The organism is Paenibacillus sp. KS1 (assembly GCF_001680695.1).
In the GTDB taxonomy this organism is placed as follows: Bacteria; Bacillota; Bacilli; order Paenibacillales; family Paenibacillaceae; genus Paenibacillus_B; species Paenibacillus_B suaedae.
Genome location: NZ_MAIS01000001.1, coordinates 1 through 19,249, shown reverse-complemented (window position 1 = coordinate 19,249; position 19,249 = coordinate 1). Strand labels below are relative to the sequence as shown.

Annotated in this window: 17 protein-coding genes and 1 pseudogene; 11 read left to right on the top strand and 7 right to left on the bottom strand. The window is 44.3% G+C overall.

Features of this window, described 5'->3' with window-relative positions:
- The first annotated feature begins 730 nt into the window (after window positions 1-730).
- Window positions 731-1,633 carry an MBL fold metallo-hydrolase gene (locus BBG47_RS00090; protein WP_254659714.1) on the top strand — a complete coding sequence of 301 codons (903 nt, stop codon included), beginning with the start codon at window positions 731-733 and terminating at the stop codon, window positions 1,631-1,633.
- 113 nt (window positions 1,634-1,746) lie between these two features.
- Here the strand turns inward: BBG47_RS00090 and BBG47_RS00085 are convergent, their stop codons facing one another.
- A complete protein-coding gene (locus tag BBG47_RS00085) occupies window positions 1,747-2,190 on the bottom strand; it encodes a hypothetical protein (RefSeq protein WP_065290004.1) in 444 nt (147 codons plus the stop codon).
- A 207-nt stretch (window positions 2,191-2,397) separates the two neighbouring features.
- Here BBG47_RS00085 and BBG47_RS00080 point away from each other — a divergent pair, with 207 nt between their 5' ends.
- Window positions 2,398-2,913 (top strand): RNA polymerase sigma factor, encoded by a 516-nt coding sequence (locus tag BBG47_RS00080; RefSeq protein ID WP_044354195.1) that lies wholly within the window; start codon window positions 2,398-2,400, stop codon window positions 2,911-2,913.
- The gene (locus tag BBG47_RS00075; protein ID WP_065290003.1) at window positions 2,894-3,934 is read left to right on the top strand and encodes a DUF4179 domain-containing protein; all 1,041 of its coding nucleotides are present in this window, start codon (window positions 2,894-2,896) and stop codon (window positions 3,932-3,934) included. Before BBG47_RS00080 ends, BBG47_RS00075 begins: the two co-directional genes overlap by 20 nt.
- A gap of 121 nt (window positions 3,935-4,055) precedes the next feature.
- Here the strand turns inward: BBG47_RS00075 and BBG47_RS00070 are convergent, their stop codons facing one another.
- Both BBG47_RS00070 and BBG47_RS00065 read right to left on the bottom strand, forming a co-directional pair.
- Complete coding sequence (locus BBG47_RS00070) at window positions 4,056-5,651, bottom strand: basic secretory protein-like protein (RefSeq protein WP_065290002.1); 1,596 nt, start codon at window positions 5,649-5,651, stop codon at window positions 4,056-4,058.
- Between the two features lie 258 nt (window positions 5,652-5,909).
- Window positions 5,910-6,431 (bottom strand): GNAT family N-acetyltransferase, encoded by a 522-nt coding sequence (locus tag BBG47_RS00065; RefSeq protein ID WP_065290001.1) that lies wholly within the window; start codon window positions 6,429-6,431, stop codon window positions 5,910-5,912.
- 131 nt (window positions 6,432-6,562) lie between these two features.
- On the opposite strand from BBG47_RS00065, the gene BBG47_RS00060 reads away from it, so the two are divergent.
- Window positions 6,563-7,420, top strand: coding sequence for a LysR family transcriptional regulator (locus BBG47_RS00060; RefSeq protein WP_065290000.1), 858 nt, complete (start codon window positions 6,563-6,565; stop codon window positions 7,418-7,420).
- A 62-nt stretch (window positions 7,421-7,482) separates the two neighbouring features.
- Here the strand turns inward: BBG47_RS00060 and BBG47_RS00055 are convergent, their stop codons facing one another.
- Window positions 7,483-7,854 (bottom strand): iron chaperone, encoded by a 372-nt coding sequence (locus BBG47_RS00055; RefSeq protein ID WP_065289999.1) that lies wholly within the window; start codon window positions 7,852-7,854, stop codon window positions 7,483-7,485.
- Window positions 7,855-8,113: 259 nt separating this feature from the next.
- Here BBG47_RS00055 and BBG47_RS00050 point away from each other — a divergent pair, with 259 nt between their 5' ends.
- The 5 genes from BBG47_RS00050 (at window position 8,114) to BBG47_RS00030 (ending at window position 13,956) form a co-directional block, all read left to right on the top strand.
- Window positions 8,114-8,611 (top strand): DinB family protein, encoded by a 498-nt coding sequence (locus tag BBG47_RS00050; protein WP_065289998.1) that lies wholly within the window; start codon window positions 8,114-8,116, stop codon window positions 8,609-8,611.
- Window positions 8,612-8,882: 271 nt separating this feature from the next.
- The gene (locus tag BBG47_RS00045) at window positions 8,883-9,113 is read left to right on the top strand and encodes a hypothetical protein (RefSeq protein ID WP_021254037.1); all 231 of its coding nucleotides are present in this window, start codon (window positions 8,883-8,885) and stop codon (window positions 9,111-9,113) included.
- A gap of 6 nt (window positions 9,114-9,119) precedes the next feature.
- On the top strand, window positions 9,120-10,727 hold the full coding sequence (gene aceB / locus BBG47_RS00040; RefSeq protein ID WP_483310689.1) for a malate synthase A: 1,608 nt from the start codon (window positions 9,120-9,122) through the stop codon (window positions 10,725-10,727).
- A 19-nt stretch (window positions 10,728-10,746) separates the two neighbouring features.
- Complete coding sequence (aceA, locus tag BBG47_RS00035) at window positions 10,747-12,030, top strand: isocitrate lyase (RefSeq protein WP_065290128.1); 1,284 nt, start codon at window positions 10,747-10,749, stop codon at window positions 12,028-12,030.
- A 636-nt stretch (window positions 12,031-12,666) separates the two neighbouring features.
- Window positions 12,667-13,956: an esterase/lipase family protein gene (locus BBG47_RS00030; RefSeq protein WP_065289997.1), complete on the top strand. Its 1,290-nt coding sequence runs from the start codon at window positions 12,667-12,669 to the stop codon at window positions 13,954-13,956.
- 296 nt (window positions 13,957-14,252) lie between these two features.
- Here BBG47_RS00030 and mle read toward each other — a convergent pair whose 3' ends face one another.
- The 3 genes from mle to BBG47_RS00015 form a co-directional block, all read right to left on the bottom strand.
- A complete protein-coding gene (mle, locus tag BBG47_RS00025) occupies window positions 14,253-15,107 on the bottom strand; it encodes an alpha/beta fold macrolide esterase (RefSeq protein WP_065290127.1) in 855 nt (284 codons plus the stop codon).
- A 29-nt stretch (window positions 15,108-15,136) separates the two neighbouring features.
- Complete coding sequence (locus tag BBG47_RS00020; protein WP_065289996.1) at window positions 15,137-16,582, bottom strand: PQQ-dependent sugar dehydrogenase; 1,446 nt, start codon at window positions 16,580-16,582, stop codon at window positions 15,137-15,139.
- Window positions 16,583-16,767: 185 nt separating this feature from the next.
- Window positions 16,768-17,139 (bottom strand): winged helix-turn-helix transcriptional regulator, encoded by a 372-nt coding sequence (locus BBG47_RS00015; protein WP_065289995.1) that lies wholly within the window; start codon window positions 17,137-17,139, stop codon window positions 16,768-16,770.
- A 241-nt stretch (window positions 17,140-17,380) separates the two neighbouring features.
- Here BBG47_RS00015 and BBG47_RS00010 point away from each other — a divergent pair, with 241 nt between their 5' ends.
- Window positions 17,381-18,574 carry an MFS transporter gene (locus BBG47_RS00010; RefSeq protein WP_065289994.1) on the top strand — a complete coding sequence of 398 codons (1,194 nt, stop codon included), beginning with the start codon at window positions 17,381-17,383 and terminating at the stop codon, window positions 18,572-18,574.
- A gap of 24 nt (window positions 18,575-18,598) precedes the next feature.
- A pseudogene (locus tag BBG47_RS00005) lies at window positions 18,599-18,985 on the top strand (aldo/keto reductase); the annotation flags it as partial.
- Window positions 18,986-19,249: the final 264 nt, after the last annotated feature.

Below are 19,249 nucleotides of genomic sequence, written 5' to 3'. Positions count from 1 at the left end.
ATCGATCTATATTGAAATAAAAACACCTCCAAAGACAGATATCCATCTGCGCTTTGGAGGTGTTGCATTTTCTCCTTCATGCGACAACCATTTCACTTCGTTCCCGAAGTTGAACTGGATTTGGTATGGCCTCTTCCCCTCATCATTATGACCTTAATTAACCCGCCAAATAAAGAACAAGGAACTCCCTATTCATTTCCAATCCACATCTCTCATGAGACGAAATCAGGTAATTCATAACATTTCAAAGAATTGTCTTGACGATTTTCACTGGTTGTAACTATAATGGTTACAACCAGTGAGTGCTACAAACAGAAACCTTCCCTACGCGATTTGCATTTTTCGCTGCTTGTCCCAACCAAGGTGCACACTTTATGTTCGAACATTTTCAATATGTAATAGTAAGTCCATTTTTTTTGGAATAGTTGTAACTATTACAGTTACAACAAGAGTCTCATTTTCCACGCCCATCGTTGACGAAGTATGCAGCCAAACATAGGGAATACAGAATGTACATGAACTCATTCGGGCATACTTTACCTACTTTGGGGATCAATTTGAACTGGTGACATTAGTGGTGAAGGTCAGATTTGGAATGCGTTTAATTGCTTAGGTGAATAAGAGGGGAAGCTTGCGCTGGATAGCATTACGTTGCGGTTTCAATAATCGTAATCAATACAAGAAAGAGGGAGATTTTAAGATGTTTCAAAAAAAATCATCTATAGGAGTTATGTTATTGCTTTGTTTCACACTAGTGCTGAGTGCATGCGCCGGTAAAGCGAACACGACAAACAACGAGAGCAAAGAAGAACCTAAGAAGCAGGCGGCTGAACTGAAGATCACGCCATTCAATCCTGGAGAAAACGGCCTCTTCTCCGTCAGTTCAAGCCTAATTGAAGGGCCGAAAGAGGTAGTACTCGTCGATGCACAGTTCGAAAAGAGCAACGCCGAAAAGCTGGTCAAAATGATCCAAGACACTGGAAAGAAGCTGACTACGGTCTATGTCAGCCATAAGGATCCAGATTTCTACTTCGGCCTGTCGGCAATCCGCAAGGCATTTCCAGACGTAAATATCGTTGCTACTCCGGCAACCGTGGAAGGAATTAAGGCAACCATCAAGATTAAAAATGACTTCTGGAGCCCAATCCTGAAAGAAAACGCTCCGACAGAGCTGATTGTCCCTGATGTCCTAGACGGTGATAAGCTGACAGTCGATGGTGAAACCGTGCAAGTGGTTGGTCTTAACGGTTCTGATCCGTCTCACACCGTCCTTTGGGTTCCGTCGAAAAAAACTATCTTGGGCGGCGTGCCTATCTACGAGAACCTGCATGTCTGGATGGCAGATAACCAGACCCCAGAGAGCCGTGACCACTGGCGTGAAATTTTGAAGCAGATTCTTGACCTGAAACCGGAACGGGTTATCCCGGGCCATTACCTTGGCAAGAGCTCCGAGAATACATCCAGTGTGACCTTCACTCGTGACTATATTGCAAAATTTGAAGAAGCGGCTAAACAGTCCAAAAATTCTACTGAACTAATTGCAGCGATGAAGAAAGACTATCCGAACTTCAAGAATACAAGTGATCTGGAAATGGGCGCCCAAGTAATAAAAGGCGAGCGTTCATGGCCTTGATTTAACGTTTGTTTCATATAATATAAGGCCGTCATGCCGTCTTCGTTCGGAGCATTCCACCATCAGGTTAGCTCCATTGCAGCGGTATGGCGGCCCTTTTTTATGTAGTCCATTCACGAATCTGTCAGTTCAAAATACCACTCGAGGAAGGAATTAAAGCTTTTCCATTGCGAATCCAGTTTACCAGCATAAAAATCCTCCATTTGCTGACCCAATCCTAAGCCTATCACTTCGTCTGTGTTCATATTATAAAAAAAACCGTATTCCCCTTCAAAGCTATCTAACGGAATATATTCTTCAGGCAGTTTTAAAACGGCATGAGCATTCTCCATTGCTAACATATAATCCGAAGAATTGATCATAAACCAACAAATCTGATAGATTTCATATCGTCTATTATAGAAAGTCGGCCCTTCCTCTGCATGCAAATAAAACGCAGCAAAATCTGAACCCAGATCAATGCCTAAATTTACTAATGCGTTTTTATACTCCTCATCAATGTCTTCAAACCACCAGTTTTTGCTTCTGCAATAATTGACCACTTTTTCCGACAGCATCTCGACTACTCCTCCGATATAAAAATAAACTATCTAAAATATTCCTCCGAGTATATCATATTTCCTTTCCTTATCGTTGTTCGCGGTTACCTAGTTGTACTTCATAAGCAAGGCAGGTACAGTCGATAAAATTGATAACTGTTAAAAATTTTATCGGAATGGGATATTTTCGAGCTCCCGATCGTGTTGTATATAGGAGGCGAAAAAATGGAAAGCAATTCTTTATTGCGTACGGATAAGGAATTGGCCGAACTCTATCAACGGCATGTAGATGTAGTTTACAGGCTGAGCTATATCTATTTGAAAAATCCCGCTGATGCAGAAGACGCTGTTCAATCTGTATTTATAAAACTTATTCAATCTCAGGTGGTATTCAATGACCATGAACACGAAAAGGCTTGGTTTTTGGTAACCACCCGAAATTACTGTAAAGACGTATTAAAGCATTGGTGGAAATCCCGGCGCGTCGATGCAAAGTCCCTACCGGAGATTTCCTCTTGGAATGGTCAGGAGGCATCTGGAAAAATGCTCGCAAGGCTGCTGTCACTTCCCGAAAAATACAAAACCGTGCTGTACCTTTATTATTACGAGACGTACTCGATAAAGGAAATATCAGAGTTGATAGGATACAAGGAAAGCACGATTCAAACACAGCTAGCCAGAGGCCGGAAGCTCCTTAAAGCGGACTTGGGAGGGAATTATCTTGAGCGACAAACAGATTAATCGGCTATTTGAGGCTCTTGCGCCGACATCGGAGCAAAAAGAGAAAATGTTTCATAACATTGTCGTACATAGCCAGAACGAAGCGAAAAGACAGAGCAGGTTTACTCCTGCGAGACGTTTAAGACCCGCGCTGCTGTGTGCCATCCTGATAGGCTGCTTGACGACAACAGCTTTGGCAGCGGCCTATATCGGGTTGGATGATGCATTTTTAAAATTCCTGAAGCCCGCAAACCAGGAGCAGGCACAATTTTTATCAAATGGCGCCTATGTCATCGATAAGCAAATAAAAAACGAGAATGGCACGCTTACGATGAAACAAGTCGTCGGCGACAGTAATCGAACCTTTATCCTCATGAATTTTACTGCTCCAGAAGGTACTGTGTTAGATGCAGATGAATACCGTTTTGAAAGTACCTATCTTCGCTATGATAGGTCGGGGAAAGATAGGTTCGGATATAGTTCGGGATTCGATGTGCTAGATGACGGACATCCGGATGACAATAACATCAGCTTGATCATGAAAATCACGACTAAAAACTCATTAGCCGGACGAACATTTGATTTCGAATTCGAGAACTTGCAAATCAGAAATCCCCTCACGAAAGATTTTGAAACGATCATACCAGGAACTTGGAAAACCACAGTTAAGCTGGATTTCAAAGAATATTCCAACGTGTATCAGATCGACCAAGACATCGATATGTATGGTTATAAGGCCGTATTAAAAACGATATCCATCTCGCCAATTTCAATTACGCTAAAGCTTGAGAGTAATTCGCTAGAGGAGATTTCCAATAACCCTGACAGAGGAGTAATTGACAGTAAATCTTTGGATAACTTCCCTATCACGATAAACTATAAAGATGGCACCTCAGAGACGACAAACTTTTTTACCGGATCAGTTAGTATGGATCTTATAACTGGGCAAATGTTTACGAACAAAACTTTTAAAAATGTGATAAATGATAAGGGAATCAAATCTATTGTATTCTTTAATAAAGAATTTCCAATCAACGACTAAAATTCCCCGTCAGATCAATTCATAAAATTAACCCCCTTGACATTCAAGGGGGCATTTTTTTAATGATATGAATTTCGCAATATTGCATCAATCCGACTTTGCATGTGTATTTGGCTAAGACCTAATTAGGAAGTGTCGCTTGATACTGTGACCAAAGTGTCTGCACGTCTGTTCCGGTAATCAACTTAATTTGACGTTCCTTCCACAATCTTTTTTCATTTTCTCCTCCAATGTTGTAAGGGATCTGGGTCGCATTTAGTTCACGAATGAAGCCTCGTTTTTTCGTATCCTCTATCCAGCGAAGGAAATTCGCTGTCCCATGCGTCTCCCAGCTTCCTCCCTTTCTCGCGCTATAACGATCATGGTATCCCGCTCTATAGCGCAAGCTATCGGCTATTGCCTCTACATCAAAATTACTATATTGATAAACATGACCGATTTCATGATAAAGGATTCCAATAATTTCGTCGCGCAGCGATTTGGCAGGGCTCTCTACAAACTTTTGCAGATACTGCGCACTGAAGCCTACTGTCTTCTGCGTAGCATCTCCCGATGTCCAGGCTACACCTTCAGGAGAGTCTACTATCGTAACTAATATTTTTTTGACATCTACAGGCGCATCGGCTGGACTCTTGTATAACATCTCATGTACTTTACGTGCGACTGCCAATATTTCTTTTTCTGCATTGGGAAGAGCTTTCTTGAATATTTTACCTATTCCCTTTGAATCAAGGATCTGTACTTCGATTTTCGGGTTGATGGCATGTCCGATATCATTCGAACGCGAGAATTCGACCTCACCCAATTGCATAGAGTTTCCGCTATGATTTTTCATATTGCTGAGTCTATAGTATTGATAAGCTGCGGTATTGTTATCTAGGAGATAATACATACGCTGATGTCGAACCTTGAAAATCTCATTGCTTTTCTTGTCTATACTAGTCCAGTTCTTATTATCGTTCGATCCTTGAAGAACCCAACTTTTAGGGTCGCGTTCAGGTCTATCATCAGCTGCCGTAAGCGAGTAACCATCGATCGTCACCGACTTGCCGAAATCGAATGTGAGCCATGCGGTATTATCTTTTGTTAACCATTTTGTAACGCTAGTCCCGTCCACCAGATTCTCTTTGGTATTGTTAGGCTTATTTTCTCCGCTGGCCGCAACCTCAGGCTTGGTCGTACTCCATTCCTTTGAGCTCCCATCATATAGCTTGATTTCGGATACCTGCAGCATTCCGCTTCCATTTTGATTATGAAAGTTATCGAATTTCACAAATTTATACGCTGTCTTATTGGAAAATGAATAGGTCTTCATTTGATGCCGAGAGGTGAAGCTTTGATTCTGCTGCACGTCCAGTTGGGTCCAGCTTGTCCCGTCATTGGAGCCTTTTAACACCCAGCTTTTTGGGTCTCTATATGGCTCGTCCTCCGCAGAAGTAATCGAGTATGAGGTTACGACTTTCGCGTCAGGAAACTCGTATTGCAGCCATGCCGGGCTGTTGAACGTCAACCATTTTGAAAAAATATCTTGATCGAATGCCTTATCCTTACCTTGATGTGGCGCGTACTCTCCGCTGGCCGTTGCCTTCCCGCCTAAAGCCAAATTCGTTGGGATTTTGATTGAAGTTTGTTCCGCTGCCGCTGCCTGAATATGTACACTGTTGCTGAAGCCTGCCCCTAAGGTAGCAGCTAAAATAAGAATGCCAAATCTCTTCATGCTTCGCCATCTCCTCTTTACTTTGCTTTGGAATTGGACCGAAATGAGATGGTTATAATTGCTAATTATACATCAAAAACACATACTGGTAAAATATACAATTCAGTCATCCGTATTACCAAACCTATTCCATTTCACATGATGCTACTATCATGAACAAAATAAAAAGAGAGCATAAAATAACCCCCTTGGCATTCAAGGGGGGGGGAATATTGTTATCTATAGAGATAAATCCGCCGCTTATTTCTTCGTCCATACTTAGGCATTCAGTTCAAGTAGCTTGTAATAAAGAACCGTCGCATCGAGATTTCCATTTGCCGATCTCGCATAGGATGGGATTATTCCCGCCTGTTGATATCCGATAGAACGATACAATAGGTTTGACGGGTCTCCTTCTCGCGTATCGAGTACGAGCAACGTGCGGCCATCGTTCCATGCTGCTGCTTCCACTGTACGCATAAGTGCACGACCAACTCCCGTTCTCCTAGCTTGTGGCCGCGTCATCAATTTTGCAATTTCCGCGCGATGATTACCATTCGGTTTACCGCAGAGATGGAGCTGCACAGTACCTACCACATGTTCATGCTGCACAGCAATCCATAACTTTATGTCCGGATTCAAGAGGTTAGCCCAATAATCCCGAGCCTCACGATGCAAGATCGGTGGTAAGAAGCCAATTGAAGCTCCGTCTTCTACAACTTGTACGAGAAGGTCTGCAAGCTCCTCGATATAATCGTCAATATTGTTCACTAGTTCAATATGTAACAACGCATCTTTCATTATTTATGGCCTCCTATACCAAGTATTCTTTGCAATAAATATCTTGTAATAGAAGTATAGTTTGCCTAGAATGATTTGTATAACAAATCTTAAGCGTTGCAGTAATAAATAAATCGAATCGAGGAACGCGAATGGATCCTTCTCATTTGGAAGCGTTTATTGCAGTTTGTCAAACGCTCAACTTTACCATCGCTGCCAAACATCTGCACATCTCCCAATCCGCTGTGACGGCGAGAATTCGGGCGTTGGAACAATCTACTGGCAAGCGTCTGTTTGATCGCGACAATCGATCCGTGAGGCTGACGCGATCTGGTACCACTTTTCTCCCCTACGCTGAACGTATGCTCCAGCTCATTCAAGAAAGCAAATTGTCACTGTCCGAACAATATCGGGAACATATCGTGGTGAGTGGCCCTGGCTCCGTATGGCACTACCGATACTTGAATCGGATTCTCGACTTCAGAGATAAGAATCCGCATGTCGCGGTCAAATTTTTGAGCTATATCGACCCGAGTTATATGATTCGTGATTTGCTGCTTGATGGGACTGTCAACCTTGCAATCAAGCTGGATCCACCCGACCATCAAAGCATTTCGAAACGGTTGCTTTTCGAAGACGAAATAATCCTTGTATCTGCTGATGGATCGGCTGAGCTCCGAGAACCCAATTTTTCCGCGCCGACTTATTGCCACATCGATTGGGGCAAGCCTTTCACGGGATGGTTCGCCTCCCTTGTTGAGCCAAGTTTTATTCCGGCTCTTCAAACAGACCATTCGTCCATTATGCTCACGATGCTATTGAGCAATTCTGTTTTCGGTTTTTTGCCGAAATCGATGGCTGATCCGTATCTCCAGTCGAATAGGCTGTATCAAATCCCTCTGCCTGTCGAGTTACCAATTATCAAGGGCTACGCCTGTTTTTTAACTGAGAAGTGCGAGCAACCCCACATCCGGCTGGCGTTGGAACTGCTCGGGGCCGATACAACTTGATTTTGACTTGGAGCTAAAAAAAGGACGCTCCCTCGCCTTCGCTTGGGTTGCGTCCTCTTCCTTTATTTTCGCCAAAAGGTTGAGCAGTTTGCCTTATCCAAAATATTGAACGCAATCATTTTCTCAAGTAATGAGAAAGGAACCGGACTACTCCACGGAATACGAAACAACTGCTTCGTCTGTTCATAGCCAGCCTGCTCAATTTCATCAGAAAAATGAATAATCCCAGCCCTTTCGGGGCCAACAGCTAAATGATTTTTGGATACACTAAAACCAATAATAAATGTGCCATGATCGGTAAACATAGGCTGATTCCACGCGATTTTGGGCCTTAAATTCGGAAATTTCTGAATGATCCAAGCCAAAACCTCTTCTGTTCGATCACGATGCTGTGGGTGCTCAATCTTCTCTAAAAATTCCGCAAAAACTTCCATGTCACTCTCTCCTAAAATGAAAACTTATTTTTACATAACATTATTGTCACTGTACACCAATTCCTATCCTTCAATGCTTTAGTGGCGTCCATTTATCAACTGTAGGGATTATTGTTCTATTACACTAGAAACGCTCTGCTGGATAATCATATCCAACAAGTTTTGATGTTGCAAATGTATGTCAAAATGCTTTCAGGGGATCTTTTCCATTCGACTGGTTGTATAGTATTCTAGCCATAGAAGGAGTGAGGAAAAATCCATGGTAAAACAATTAATCGTCGGAGATGCCTTGCAAGAACTGGCCATTACGCGCCGCATACTGGAGCGCTTACCCGAAGAGCATTTGACGTGGAAGCCGCATGTGAAATCGATGTCGTTAGGCGGGCTAGCCACGCACCTGATTAACCTGCTGAATTGGCAAATCGCAATTTTTCGTTACCCGGAATTCGATCTTTCAACCGTGCCGAATCGTCGAGAAGCTTTGGAAAAACGTGAAGACGTGCTGAAGGAATTCGATGCAAATGTCGTGGAGCTTGAAAGGTTGTTAGCTGAATGTGACGAGAACGCGCTTGGCCAGGAATGGACTTTGCGAAACGGTGACCATATCATCCTGCGCCAGCCGCGGGCGATCGCGCTTCGCACATTCGGAATAAGCCACATGATCCATCATCGAGCACAGCTCGGGGTTTATTTGCGGTTACTCGATATTCCGCTGCCAGGCCTCTATGGTCCCTCGGCCGATGAGGAAGGAAAATAAATAAAAAATATACCAAAAGGTCGCAGAGAATCGGCAAACCGCCGGGTACTCTGCGACCTTTTTTTGAGAATAGAATTTTTGCCGGGCAGGTGGAAATAAAAAATATTTTTTGCAGCAAAAAGCCGCACCCCTATTGGGATTGACCTTTGTTTATGGAAAATTTTCTTAAAAAAGGGGGTTTTCATTCTCAGAAGCTCTGTTATAATACAGATCAACGAATGATAAATCTGTATTATAACAGATAAATTTAATGACTCAGGAGGCGTTTGGAATGGACTGCTACTACTGTCATGGCAATGGAGAAATGGAATGTTTGGAATGCGAAGGACACGGAAAACAGGAGAGCGGCCACCAATGTGGCTCATGCCAAGGGCATGGCATCACGCCTTGCCTGCGCTGCAACGGAAGCGGCAGCCTGGATTACGAATTCAATGAACAAGACTCGATCACGAATATTTTGCAAGCCGCCTATTTGAGTCCGGCTTTCAGCAGAGGGAGGTAATTAGTCATGTCCAAAATGCCCGCTAACAATTGCAAGGAAATTGTTGTACTCGGTCACATGCCTGAACCGTACGCCGAGATTTTGACGCCTGGGGCACTCGAGTTCCTCGGAAAGCTCCATGAACGGTTCAATGCCCGCAGATTAGAGCTTCTCTCTGACCGTGCCGAGCGCCAACGCCGACTGGATGCCGGCGAACTCCCCGACTTCCTGCCGGAGACGAGGCACATTCGGGACGGTGAGTGGAGCGTCGCCCCTGTGCCTTCCGATCTCCAAGACCGACGGGTGGAAATAACTGGCCCCTCCGGGGATGCAAAAATGGTCATCAATGCGCTCAATTCCGGCGCCAAAGGCTTCATGGCCGACTTCGAAGATGCCAATTCCCCGACATGGGACAATTCGATCCGCGGCCAAATCAATATGCGCGATGCCATCCGCCGCACGATCACCTTTACGAGCCCAGAGGGCAAAGCCTACCGCCTGAACGAACAAACCGCTTACCTGTTAATTCGTCCTCGCGGCTGGCATTTGGAGGAGAAACACATTCGCATAGGCGAAGAAAATGCCTCAGGCAGCCTTGTCGACTTCGGACTCTATTTCTACCACAATGCTCGTACCCTCATCGAGAATCAATCCGGACCTTATTTCTATCTTCCCAAGCTGGAGTCCCATCAAGAAGCAAAACTATGGAACGATGTATTCGTGTTTGCCCAACAAGAGCTGGGCATCCCTCAAGGAACGATTAAAGCAACCGTGCTCATCGAGACGATTCTGGCCACATTTGAGGCAGATGAAATTTTATACGAGCTGCGGGAGCATAGCGCTGGCTTGAACTGCGGTCGTTGGGACTATATCTTCAGCTTCATTAAACGGCTGAACCGTCATAGACATGCGCTGCTCCCCGATCGTTCACAGGTCACGATGACCGTGCCTTTCATGCGGGCGTACACGCAGTACGTCATCCGTACCTGTCACAAACGCGATGCGCATGCCATGGGCGGCATGGCAGCCCAAATTCCAATTCGGAATGACGCCGAGGCTAACGCGAAGGCAATGGAGCAAGTGCGCGCCGATAAGCAACGCGAAGCAAATGACGGCCATGATGGAACTTGGGTCGCCCATCCTGGACTCGTTCCGATCGCCATGGAAATATTCAATGAACAGATGAAGGGGCCGAACCAGCTTCAGAAAAAGCGCGAAGATGTCCGTGTCACGGCAAGCGACCTGCTCGCTTTACCAGAAGGCACAATTACCGAGCAGGGACTGCGGACGAATATCAGTGTCGGTCTGCAATATATCGAAGCATGGCTGCGGGGATTCGGCGCCGTACCGATCTTCAATCTTATGGAGGATGCAGCAACGGCTGAGATATCGCGCACTCAGGTGTGGCAATGGATTCGTCATCCGGAAGGCCGGCTTACGAATGGAAACGACATCACGCTTGAGCTTGTGTTGAAGCTGACGGAAGAAGAAATGTCCAAGATTGAAGAGTCAATCGGCCAAGATGACTTCGCGGGCCGCAGATTCACTGAGGCGAAGCAATTGTTCGTAAATTTGATTCGCGAAGAAACTTGCAGCGAGTTTTTGACGGTGATGGGCTATGAATTGCTGGGATGAAATCATTGAATATGAGGAGATGGCTGCCGTGACGGATAAGCATACGATTCAACAATTGGAGACGAAATGGAAAGGAGAACGGTGGGAAGGCGTAACGCGTACCTATTCTGCCGATGAAGTGATCCGGCTTCGCGGTTCTGTCCAGGTGGAGCATACGTTAGCCCAGATGGGAGCCGAACGGCTCTGGCATCTGCTGCATACCGAAGAATTCGTGCCCGCGCTTGGAGCATTGACGGGGAATCAAGCCGTGCAGCAGGTAAAAGCTGGCCTGCCCGCCATATACTTAAGCGGATGGCAGGTAGCCGCAGACGCTAACCTGTCGGGTCATATGTATCCCGATCAGAGCTTATATCCGGCCAACAGTGTGCCGCAGGTCGTGAAGCGGATTAATCAAGCCCTCCAGCGGGCCGACCAAATCCAACATGCGGAAGGCAAAAACGAAACCTACTTTTTTGCCCCGATCGTGGCAGATGCCGAAGCAGGATTCGGAGGGTCGCTCAATGTATTCGAGCTCATGAAGGCGATGATTGAAGCAGGAGCCGCAGGCGTACACTTCGAAGATCAACTATCTTCGGAGAAAAAGTGCGGGCATCTCGGCGGCAAGGTGCTCCTGCCTACGCAGCAAGCCATTCGTCATTTGATTGCAGCCCGCTTGGCTGCCGACGTTATGGGTACGGACACCTTGATTATCGCACGTACTGACGCCAATGCGGCCCAACTGCTGACGAGCGATGTCGATCCGTACGATCGGCCATTCCTGACAGGACAGCGTTCTCCGGAGGGCTTCTATTATACGCGTGCTGGGATTGAACAAGCGATTGCACGCGGTCTCGCCTATGCACCATATGCAGATCTCGTCTGGTGCGAGACGTCCGAGCCGAATATCGATGAAGCACGGCTATTTGCCGAGGCGATCCATGCCAAATATCCAGGCAAGCTGCTCGCTTATAATTGCTCGCCTTCCTTCAACTGGAAGAAGAAGCTGGACGATGAGGCAATCGCAGGCTTCCAGCGCGAGCTTGGACGTATGGGATACAAGTTCCAGTTCGTGACGCTAGCCGGTTTCCACGCACTCAATTACAGCATGTTCGAGCTGGCGCAAGGCTACAAGGAGCGCGGCATGGCCGCCTACTCCGACCTGCAGCAGGCTGAATTCGCCTTGGAACAGCTCGGCTATGAAGCGGTTAAGCATCAGCGCGAGGTCGGCACAGGCTACTTCGACGAGGTGGCACAAGCGATTTCGGGCGGTATTTCATCTACAACCGCCTACACAGACTCGACGGAGGCAGAGCAGTTCACGTAAGGGGAACCGTTTCAAACCCATTTTTGAACATAGAGCTAAATTAACTAAACGCCCCAGTTTGGAAATCACTCCCCTTTGCTGCCCGCTGCTCTGCAACCTCACCTTCGCTGCTATAAGCAGCTTTCGTAACACGAAGCTCGCTACGGAAGCGCAAAACCTCAGTTCCACCGCAACCTCCCCGGGGCATACAAGGATGGAGCCGTCTCACAGGTCATTGAACAATGGCATAGAGATGGCTCCATTTTTTCATTCAGCAGCCCCTTTCCCAAATGCATTTGTACCGTTTCCCTATCGTTGCTAGTGGATTCAGCCCATTCTTTACTCCCTTTTATATCTGCTTCTTTCGCACTCCTCGCTAATCAACTCTCCAAAACTATCACTGGATGACAAATGCTTCAAAAAGCTATTTACTAGCAAATATTTAATTTACATAGTTGTAAATAATAGGTTTATATGGTAAATGTAAATGTATAACATCATGCTAGCTGTCCCCCTCAACACGCCATTCCGTCAACACACCACAAAAATCTCCTTTTGTATCTTCATGAATCCAGCAATGCTAGAACAGAAAGAATAGAATAATTTTGAGAGCAACTGTATTTGAAAGCGATTACAAAATTAGATAGGAGGCATTTTATGATCCGTAAACTGTCAAGCTGCATTTTGCTACTCTTTATTCTTTTTTACTCTATTCTTCCTAACAACTTGCCGTCTGTTCACGCGCAGGCCGACGATGCCATTGTCAACAATGCCATTGCTAACAATGACTTCCCTATCGTGCTGGTTCATGGATTTGGAGGCTGGGGAAGAGACGAAATGTTTTCGTTTAAATACTGGGGCGGATTGGGCGATATTCAAGAACAATTAAGGAAACACGGTCATTCCGTATATACAGCTGCGATAGGGACGGTATCGAGCAATTGGGATCGTGCCTGTGAGTTGTATGCACAAATTAAAGGGGGAACCGTAGATTACGGTCAAGCCCACTCGGAACTGTATGGTCACGAGCGATATGGCAGATCGTATGAAGGGATGTATCCATCATGGGGAGAGATCGACCCGAATACGGGGCGTCCGAAGCAAATTCATGTAATTGGACACAGCATGGGAGGACAAACCGCACGCATGCTGATTCATCTAATGGAAAAAGGAGATGCTGCTGAACGTGCTGTCACCGATGCATCTGATCTATCCCCGTTGTTCAGTGATCAACCACTTCCGTATGTTAGCAGCCTCGTTTCCCTCGCCGCGCCGCATGATGGCACCAGCTTCACGCATTTTGTAGAGGGAGTCATACCCTTCATCCACCAGCTGATTGGCTTGATTGCCGCAGCTTCTGGCAATGCAGAGCACCCCCTATATGATTTCAAATTGGATCAATGGGGATTGAAGCGAATGCCCGATGATTCCTTTTTCGATTATTTCCAACGGGTAATTAACAGTAAATTTTGGAGAATATCAAAAGACAGCTCACTGTGGGATTTAAGTCCTGACGGGGCCAAACAGTTCAACGAGCAAATACAGGCAAATCCGAGCGTCTATTATTTCTCGATCGCCACCAACAAATCATATCGTATCCCGCTATCGGGATGGCATGCGCCAAAGCTGATGATGAATCCGTTATTGCTGCCGCCGAGCTATTTTGTCGGTTCCTTTTCGTACGATTCCCCAGGGCATGTAGTCATTGATGAGGAATGGTGGCCAAATGATGGGCTGGTAAATACGATTTCCATGGACGGCCCGAAAAACGGATCAAACGATCAAATCATTACTTACCAAGGAAAGCCGCAGATTGGAAAATGGAACTACTTAGGACTCATGGATTCCTGGGATCATCTCGATATCGTTGGATTGGGCCTAAAAAATACGGGAGATTTTTTTCTCGACTTAGCGGATATGCTGACCGACCTGCCTCCGGCAGGCTGATGAAACAGATGTCTATAGGAAATAAAGTGTTACATTGACTTCAATATAAAACCAGCGGCAGTCTCCAACTGAAAAATACAGTCTTAGGCTGCCGCTATTGCTTTTTATCACTTAAAAATTCCCATAATGTAAAATCAGTCAGCAGGCTCTTGAAGCAGCGACGTTCAGTTCCCCAACCTCTAAAAAAAAGAGTGCCCTAATGAAACAAAAGGACACTCTAAAAGGCACTATCTAGTTACAAACCATGTGTTGCGCTCTATTATTTCGTAAGTTAACAATTTGACTGCCATTCACGATCACGCCAACAATGTATGGTTCGATATTGCTTTAATAATCGTACCCCAATCGTCTAAGTGTACTTCATGCCCCATTCCCTCAACCGTCAACAAGGATGCATTTGGTATTTCATTAGCAAGTGCAACACCATGTTCCAAGGGAAGAATTGTATCACCCGTGCCGTGAATAACCAAAACAGGTACATGGATTTCCTTTAACTTTCCTTCGTATGCATCGTCACCTTTCAGTAGTCCATGATTCAACATACTGACTAGATAATTCGCTCGTTTGATCTCGCGTTTTACTTGCTTATACGCTCTATGCTCATCGAAGCGATGCTTGGTACCGCACATCAGTCGAGAGCCGTTAACCAAGTATGTTGCAACCGCCTCCTCATCCAACCAATCCAGTGTTGCTGCATCTGCATGATGAGCAAGAATCTTCTCATCCATTGGAGGCAACCCCCTGTCGATATCATCAGATCCAAAGATTGTTGAGGCAATCAAAGTTATCGTTAGAACTCTTTGCGGATGTTTTACTGCGATGATCTGTGCAATCATGCCACCTAGTGATAATCCCACGATGTGCGCTTGGTCAATCCCATATGAATCAAGCACCCCGACTGCATCATCAGCCATATCCACCACCGTATATTGGGATTCCCCAGTTGGATAAATAATTGAACGTCCCACATCTCGGTTATCAAATCGAATCACATAACGGCCCGAGTCAGCCAAACCTTGGCAGAACTCATCGTCCCAATAGATCATCGAACACATGCCTCCCATAATCAGCAAGACAGGTGGATGATTCGGATTGCCGAAACTCTCTGTGCATATCTCAACGCCATTGATTTTCCATAGCTTTTCACTCATGAGATAACTCTCCATTTCATTCGAATTCGTTAATGCAACCATAGTGGAACAATCTCAAACACAGTTCCTTGGTGCTGATCAGCCACTTTTACAGAGCCATAAACCCCTAAATAGAGTCTAGATTGACTCAGATTCGTTCCCAAACTAACATAATAAGCGGATTGAGACCCAAAATCATAATCCGTTTCAATAACACTAAAATCGCTTAGTTTACAATCCGTTCTTACCCTGGTATATGCTAAAACTCCTCTAACTGGAGGGGGAGATCCTTCATTTCTGGCGAGATCGGTAAACACAACACTTCCCGTTAAACCGGGGATTGCATTTCCCATATATGGCTGGACTCCAGTAAGGGCAGTTCCTCCAAACTTATCGGTTCGGGGATCTTTATGAAAATAACTAACGAGAGGCGCAAGACGCCGCACTGAAGTTGTGATTGCTTCATCGTAATAAGAAATTGCCTTCTCATCCAAAGCCGGATCTGCAGAACAGCCTGTAATGAACGAAGTAGGAAAAGCGCCTTCCCACCCTCGCCAGCCAAAGTTAATAAATCCTTCTTGGTCAAGTACAGAATTCGTCAAAGTCGAAGAAGCTTGAACAAGCTGAGTAACCGGTATGGGTTTATAATGAATGAATGCAAAAATTGACTCTACGAGATCCTGTCCGACACTTCCTACATATTTGATGTACTGATTATAAGATAATCTTTGAAATGCAATGCCTGGCAGATTGCGGCCCCCTTTGGCCATTACCGTAAGTGTTTCCTGAATAGACATAGGCAGCTCATTAAAACGTGTAACTACGGGCGGATTATCGATAAATGTAGGTTTGGAAATATCAATTTCAATGATTTTACCCGCAATTTCCATATCCGTTTGGCTTAAATTAAATGGATCATAGCCTGATCCGCCATCTCCGGTTGTCAAAATAAGTTTTCCTGTTTCAGGTGAGAAGTTTAAGCTATTGACGCCATTATGATTTAAAAAAGGTCTTCTTATATTCAGTAATGTCCGCCGTTTTTGAGGTTGTCCATACGCATGTAGAATCCATTCCTCAACGGTATCAATATGATCAAAATGCGTTTCTCGATTTAACCACTTTAAGTTTAGGGTTTTAGGATCACACGGGTTGGGCTTAAAAGATTCAAATTCACCTGGAAGAGATCCTGGACCTTGGGTTCCAGCCACTGAATAATGGAGATAAAACAGACCATTAAAATAAAAATCAGGATGAAAGGCTAGCCCTATCAATCCCCGTTCATCATACCCACCATTAGAGGCACCTAATGTTATGATTCGTGAGCGAATATCTAAAAAGGTTCTTATATCCCCGTCCCCTATGTAAAAGATCTCACCTACTTGAGTTGCAATAAATAATCTTTCAATTGATTCACCCGGAAGGATCGCTGTTTTCAAAACAGTGGGCATATTTAACTTGCTTACAATGGGCCGTAAGCCAACCTTAACTTTCATCAAATAACGGAGCACCCCTTCTTATTTTTTATATGAATATGATTCGATCTGTTCTACTAGTACCGAATTAGGGCCTGAAGGTCGGTATACAAAAAGGGCTCTGCCTCCATTGCGGAGCAAAGCCCTTCTCATTTATTGGCTCTTACACATATGTCCTCTATCTACATAACCAAACTCCGTATATCCCCTTACTTAAGCTGTTCATTCAACACACTATCTTCTAAAACAGCAAACTTATCTCCATATACTCTCGTTAAATGCTTTTCACCCCATGCACATAGTGCACTTAGAATCCCTTCTAAGCTCTGTCCATATTCACTAAGCTCGTATTCCACTCTTGGTGGAACTTGATTGTACACGATTCGATTGATGACCCCATCCTCTTCAAGCTCGCGCAGCTGTTGGGTAAGCATTTTTTGTGTGATATTTGGCATGAGGCGCTTTAATTCGCTTGTTCGTTTTTTTCCATGAGTCAGATGACAAAGAATTACACACTTCCACTTCCCACCTATGACTTCTAATGTCGCCTCAACAGAGATATTGTATTTCTTTTTTTGCATCTTGGTTCTCCTCCTTCTTATAGGCACTAAAAAGTACCTATGTTACTTTTAGGTTTCTATACAACTTAAAAGTGCGTACTTTTCTTTATGGATGATATATCTCATAATAACATTTGCCGGCCGATGAATACCATACTTTCTTAAAAATCAATATAACATTTTGAGACGGATGCATTTCAAAATTTATTATTCGCTGGAAAGAAAGTTCCCATTTATATAACAGGTAAAAGGAGGAGATAATATGGAACTAAGTAAAAAGCAAAGCATGTTAGCATTGCTTGCTTTAGCAGTAAGTGCTTTTGCAATCGGGACAACTGAATTCATCAGTGTCGGGTTGCTGCCGCTTATTGCAAATGATTTACGTATTCCCGTAACCACGGCCGGATTAACGGTGTCTTTATATGCGTTAGGCGTAACGTTTGGAGCTCCGATTTTGACATCTCTAACATCGAGTATGTCACGCAAGACATTATTACAATGGATCATGATTGTCTTTATTATTGGTAATACTGTTGCTGCATTCTCAACGACAATTGGGTTATTGCTAGTAGCACGTGTGATCTCCGCATTTTCACATGGGGTCTTCATGTCAATAGGATCGACAATTGCTGCCGATTTAGTTCCCGAAAATCGCAGAGCTAGTGCGATTTCCATTATGTTTACAGGTCTTACCGTAGCTACGGTAACAGGTGTTCCATTCGGAACCTTTATTGGACAGCAGCTAGGTTGGAGAACAGCCTTTATTACCATTGTTATCATTGGTGTTATTGCCTTACTTGCAAATCGCATTCTTGTTCCATCTAATTTGCGTAAAGGAGTAAAAACTTCTTTTCGTGATCAGCTTAAACTAGTGACAAATGGTCGATTATTGCTTTTGTTCATCATTACAGCTTTAGGGTATGGCGGAACATTTGTCGTGTTTACCTACTTATCACCATTGCTTCAAGACATCACTGGGTTTAAAGAAGGAACCGTAGCTGTCATTTTGTTAGCTTACGGTATCGCGATTGCGATTGGGAATATGATTGGAGGTAAGTTATCGAATCAAAACCCAATTGGTGCATTGTTCTATATGTTTATCGTACAAGCAGTTGTCTTATTTATTTTGATGTTTACAGCACCATTTAAAGTTGCTGGATTGATAACGATTCTATTGATGGGACTGTTGGCTTTTATGAATGTGCCGGGCTTACAAGTATATGTTGTGATGCTGGCCGAGCGCTTTGTTCCTAGTGCGGTTGATGTGGCATCGGCAATCAATATTGCTGCATTTAATGCCGGAATTGCGGTAGGTTCCTTTGTAGGCGGTCTTGTGACAGACTCGATAGGGCTTATCTATACGACTTGGATTGGAGCACTTATGGTAGTAGTCGCTACAATTTTAACTGGATTTAGCAGAGCTATGGAACGAAAAGATCAAGCAAGCAAAATATAAAAAGATGTGGAGGTTTTAATTATGATGGCAAAAAATTTGCAAGATTCAACAACTTTGAATAATGGCGTGAAGATGCCTTGGTTTGGACTTGGAGTTTTCAAAGTCGAAGAAGGCCCTGAATTGGTGAACGCAGTAAAAACAGCGATTCAACATGGATACCGCAGTGTAGATACAGCAGCGATCTATGGCAATGAAGAAGGTGTTGGCCAAGGGATCCGAGAAGGCTTGAAGGAAGCGGGCATTTCAAGAGAAGAGCTATTTGTCACTTCTAAGGTTTGGAACGCGGATTTGGGATATGAATCGACGATTGCTGCTTATGAGACAAGCTTACAAGAATTGATGAAGGACGCTGAAATTAAGCCGATGATCAACCAAGTAGAATACCATCCACGATTGACTCAAAAATTTTTAATGGAAAAGAACTAGGATCGAGTTCTCCGCGTGTAGAGAAAGAATACCTCTTTCTCTACACTTTTTTTATGTTGATCAATAAAACAGCGACAGTCTAACTCTTTATTTTCTGCTGACAGTAGCGTTCACGCTTAAGGCGTAAGAGAAAAGGAATAAAATTTCCCTTCCTTATTGATCTTGCCCACGATTGTAGGCTGTTTATCTTTCTTGAATGTGTATTCATTCAATTTAACGGTAACTTTATATCCGGCCAAATTGACATTG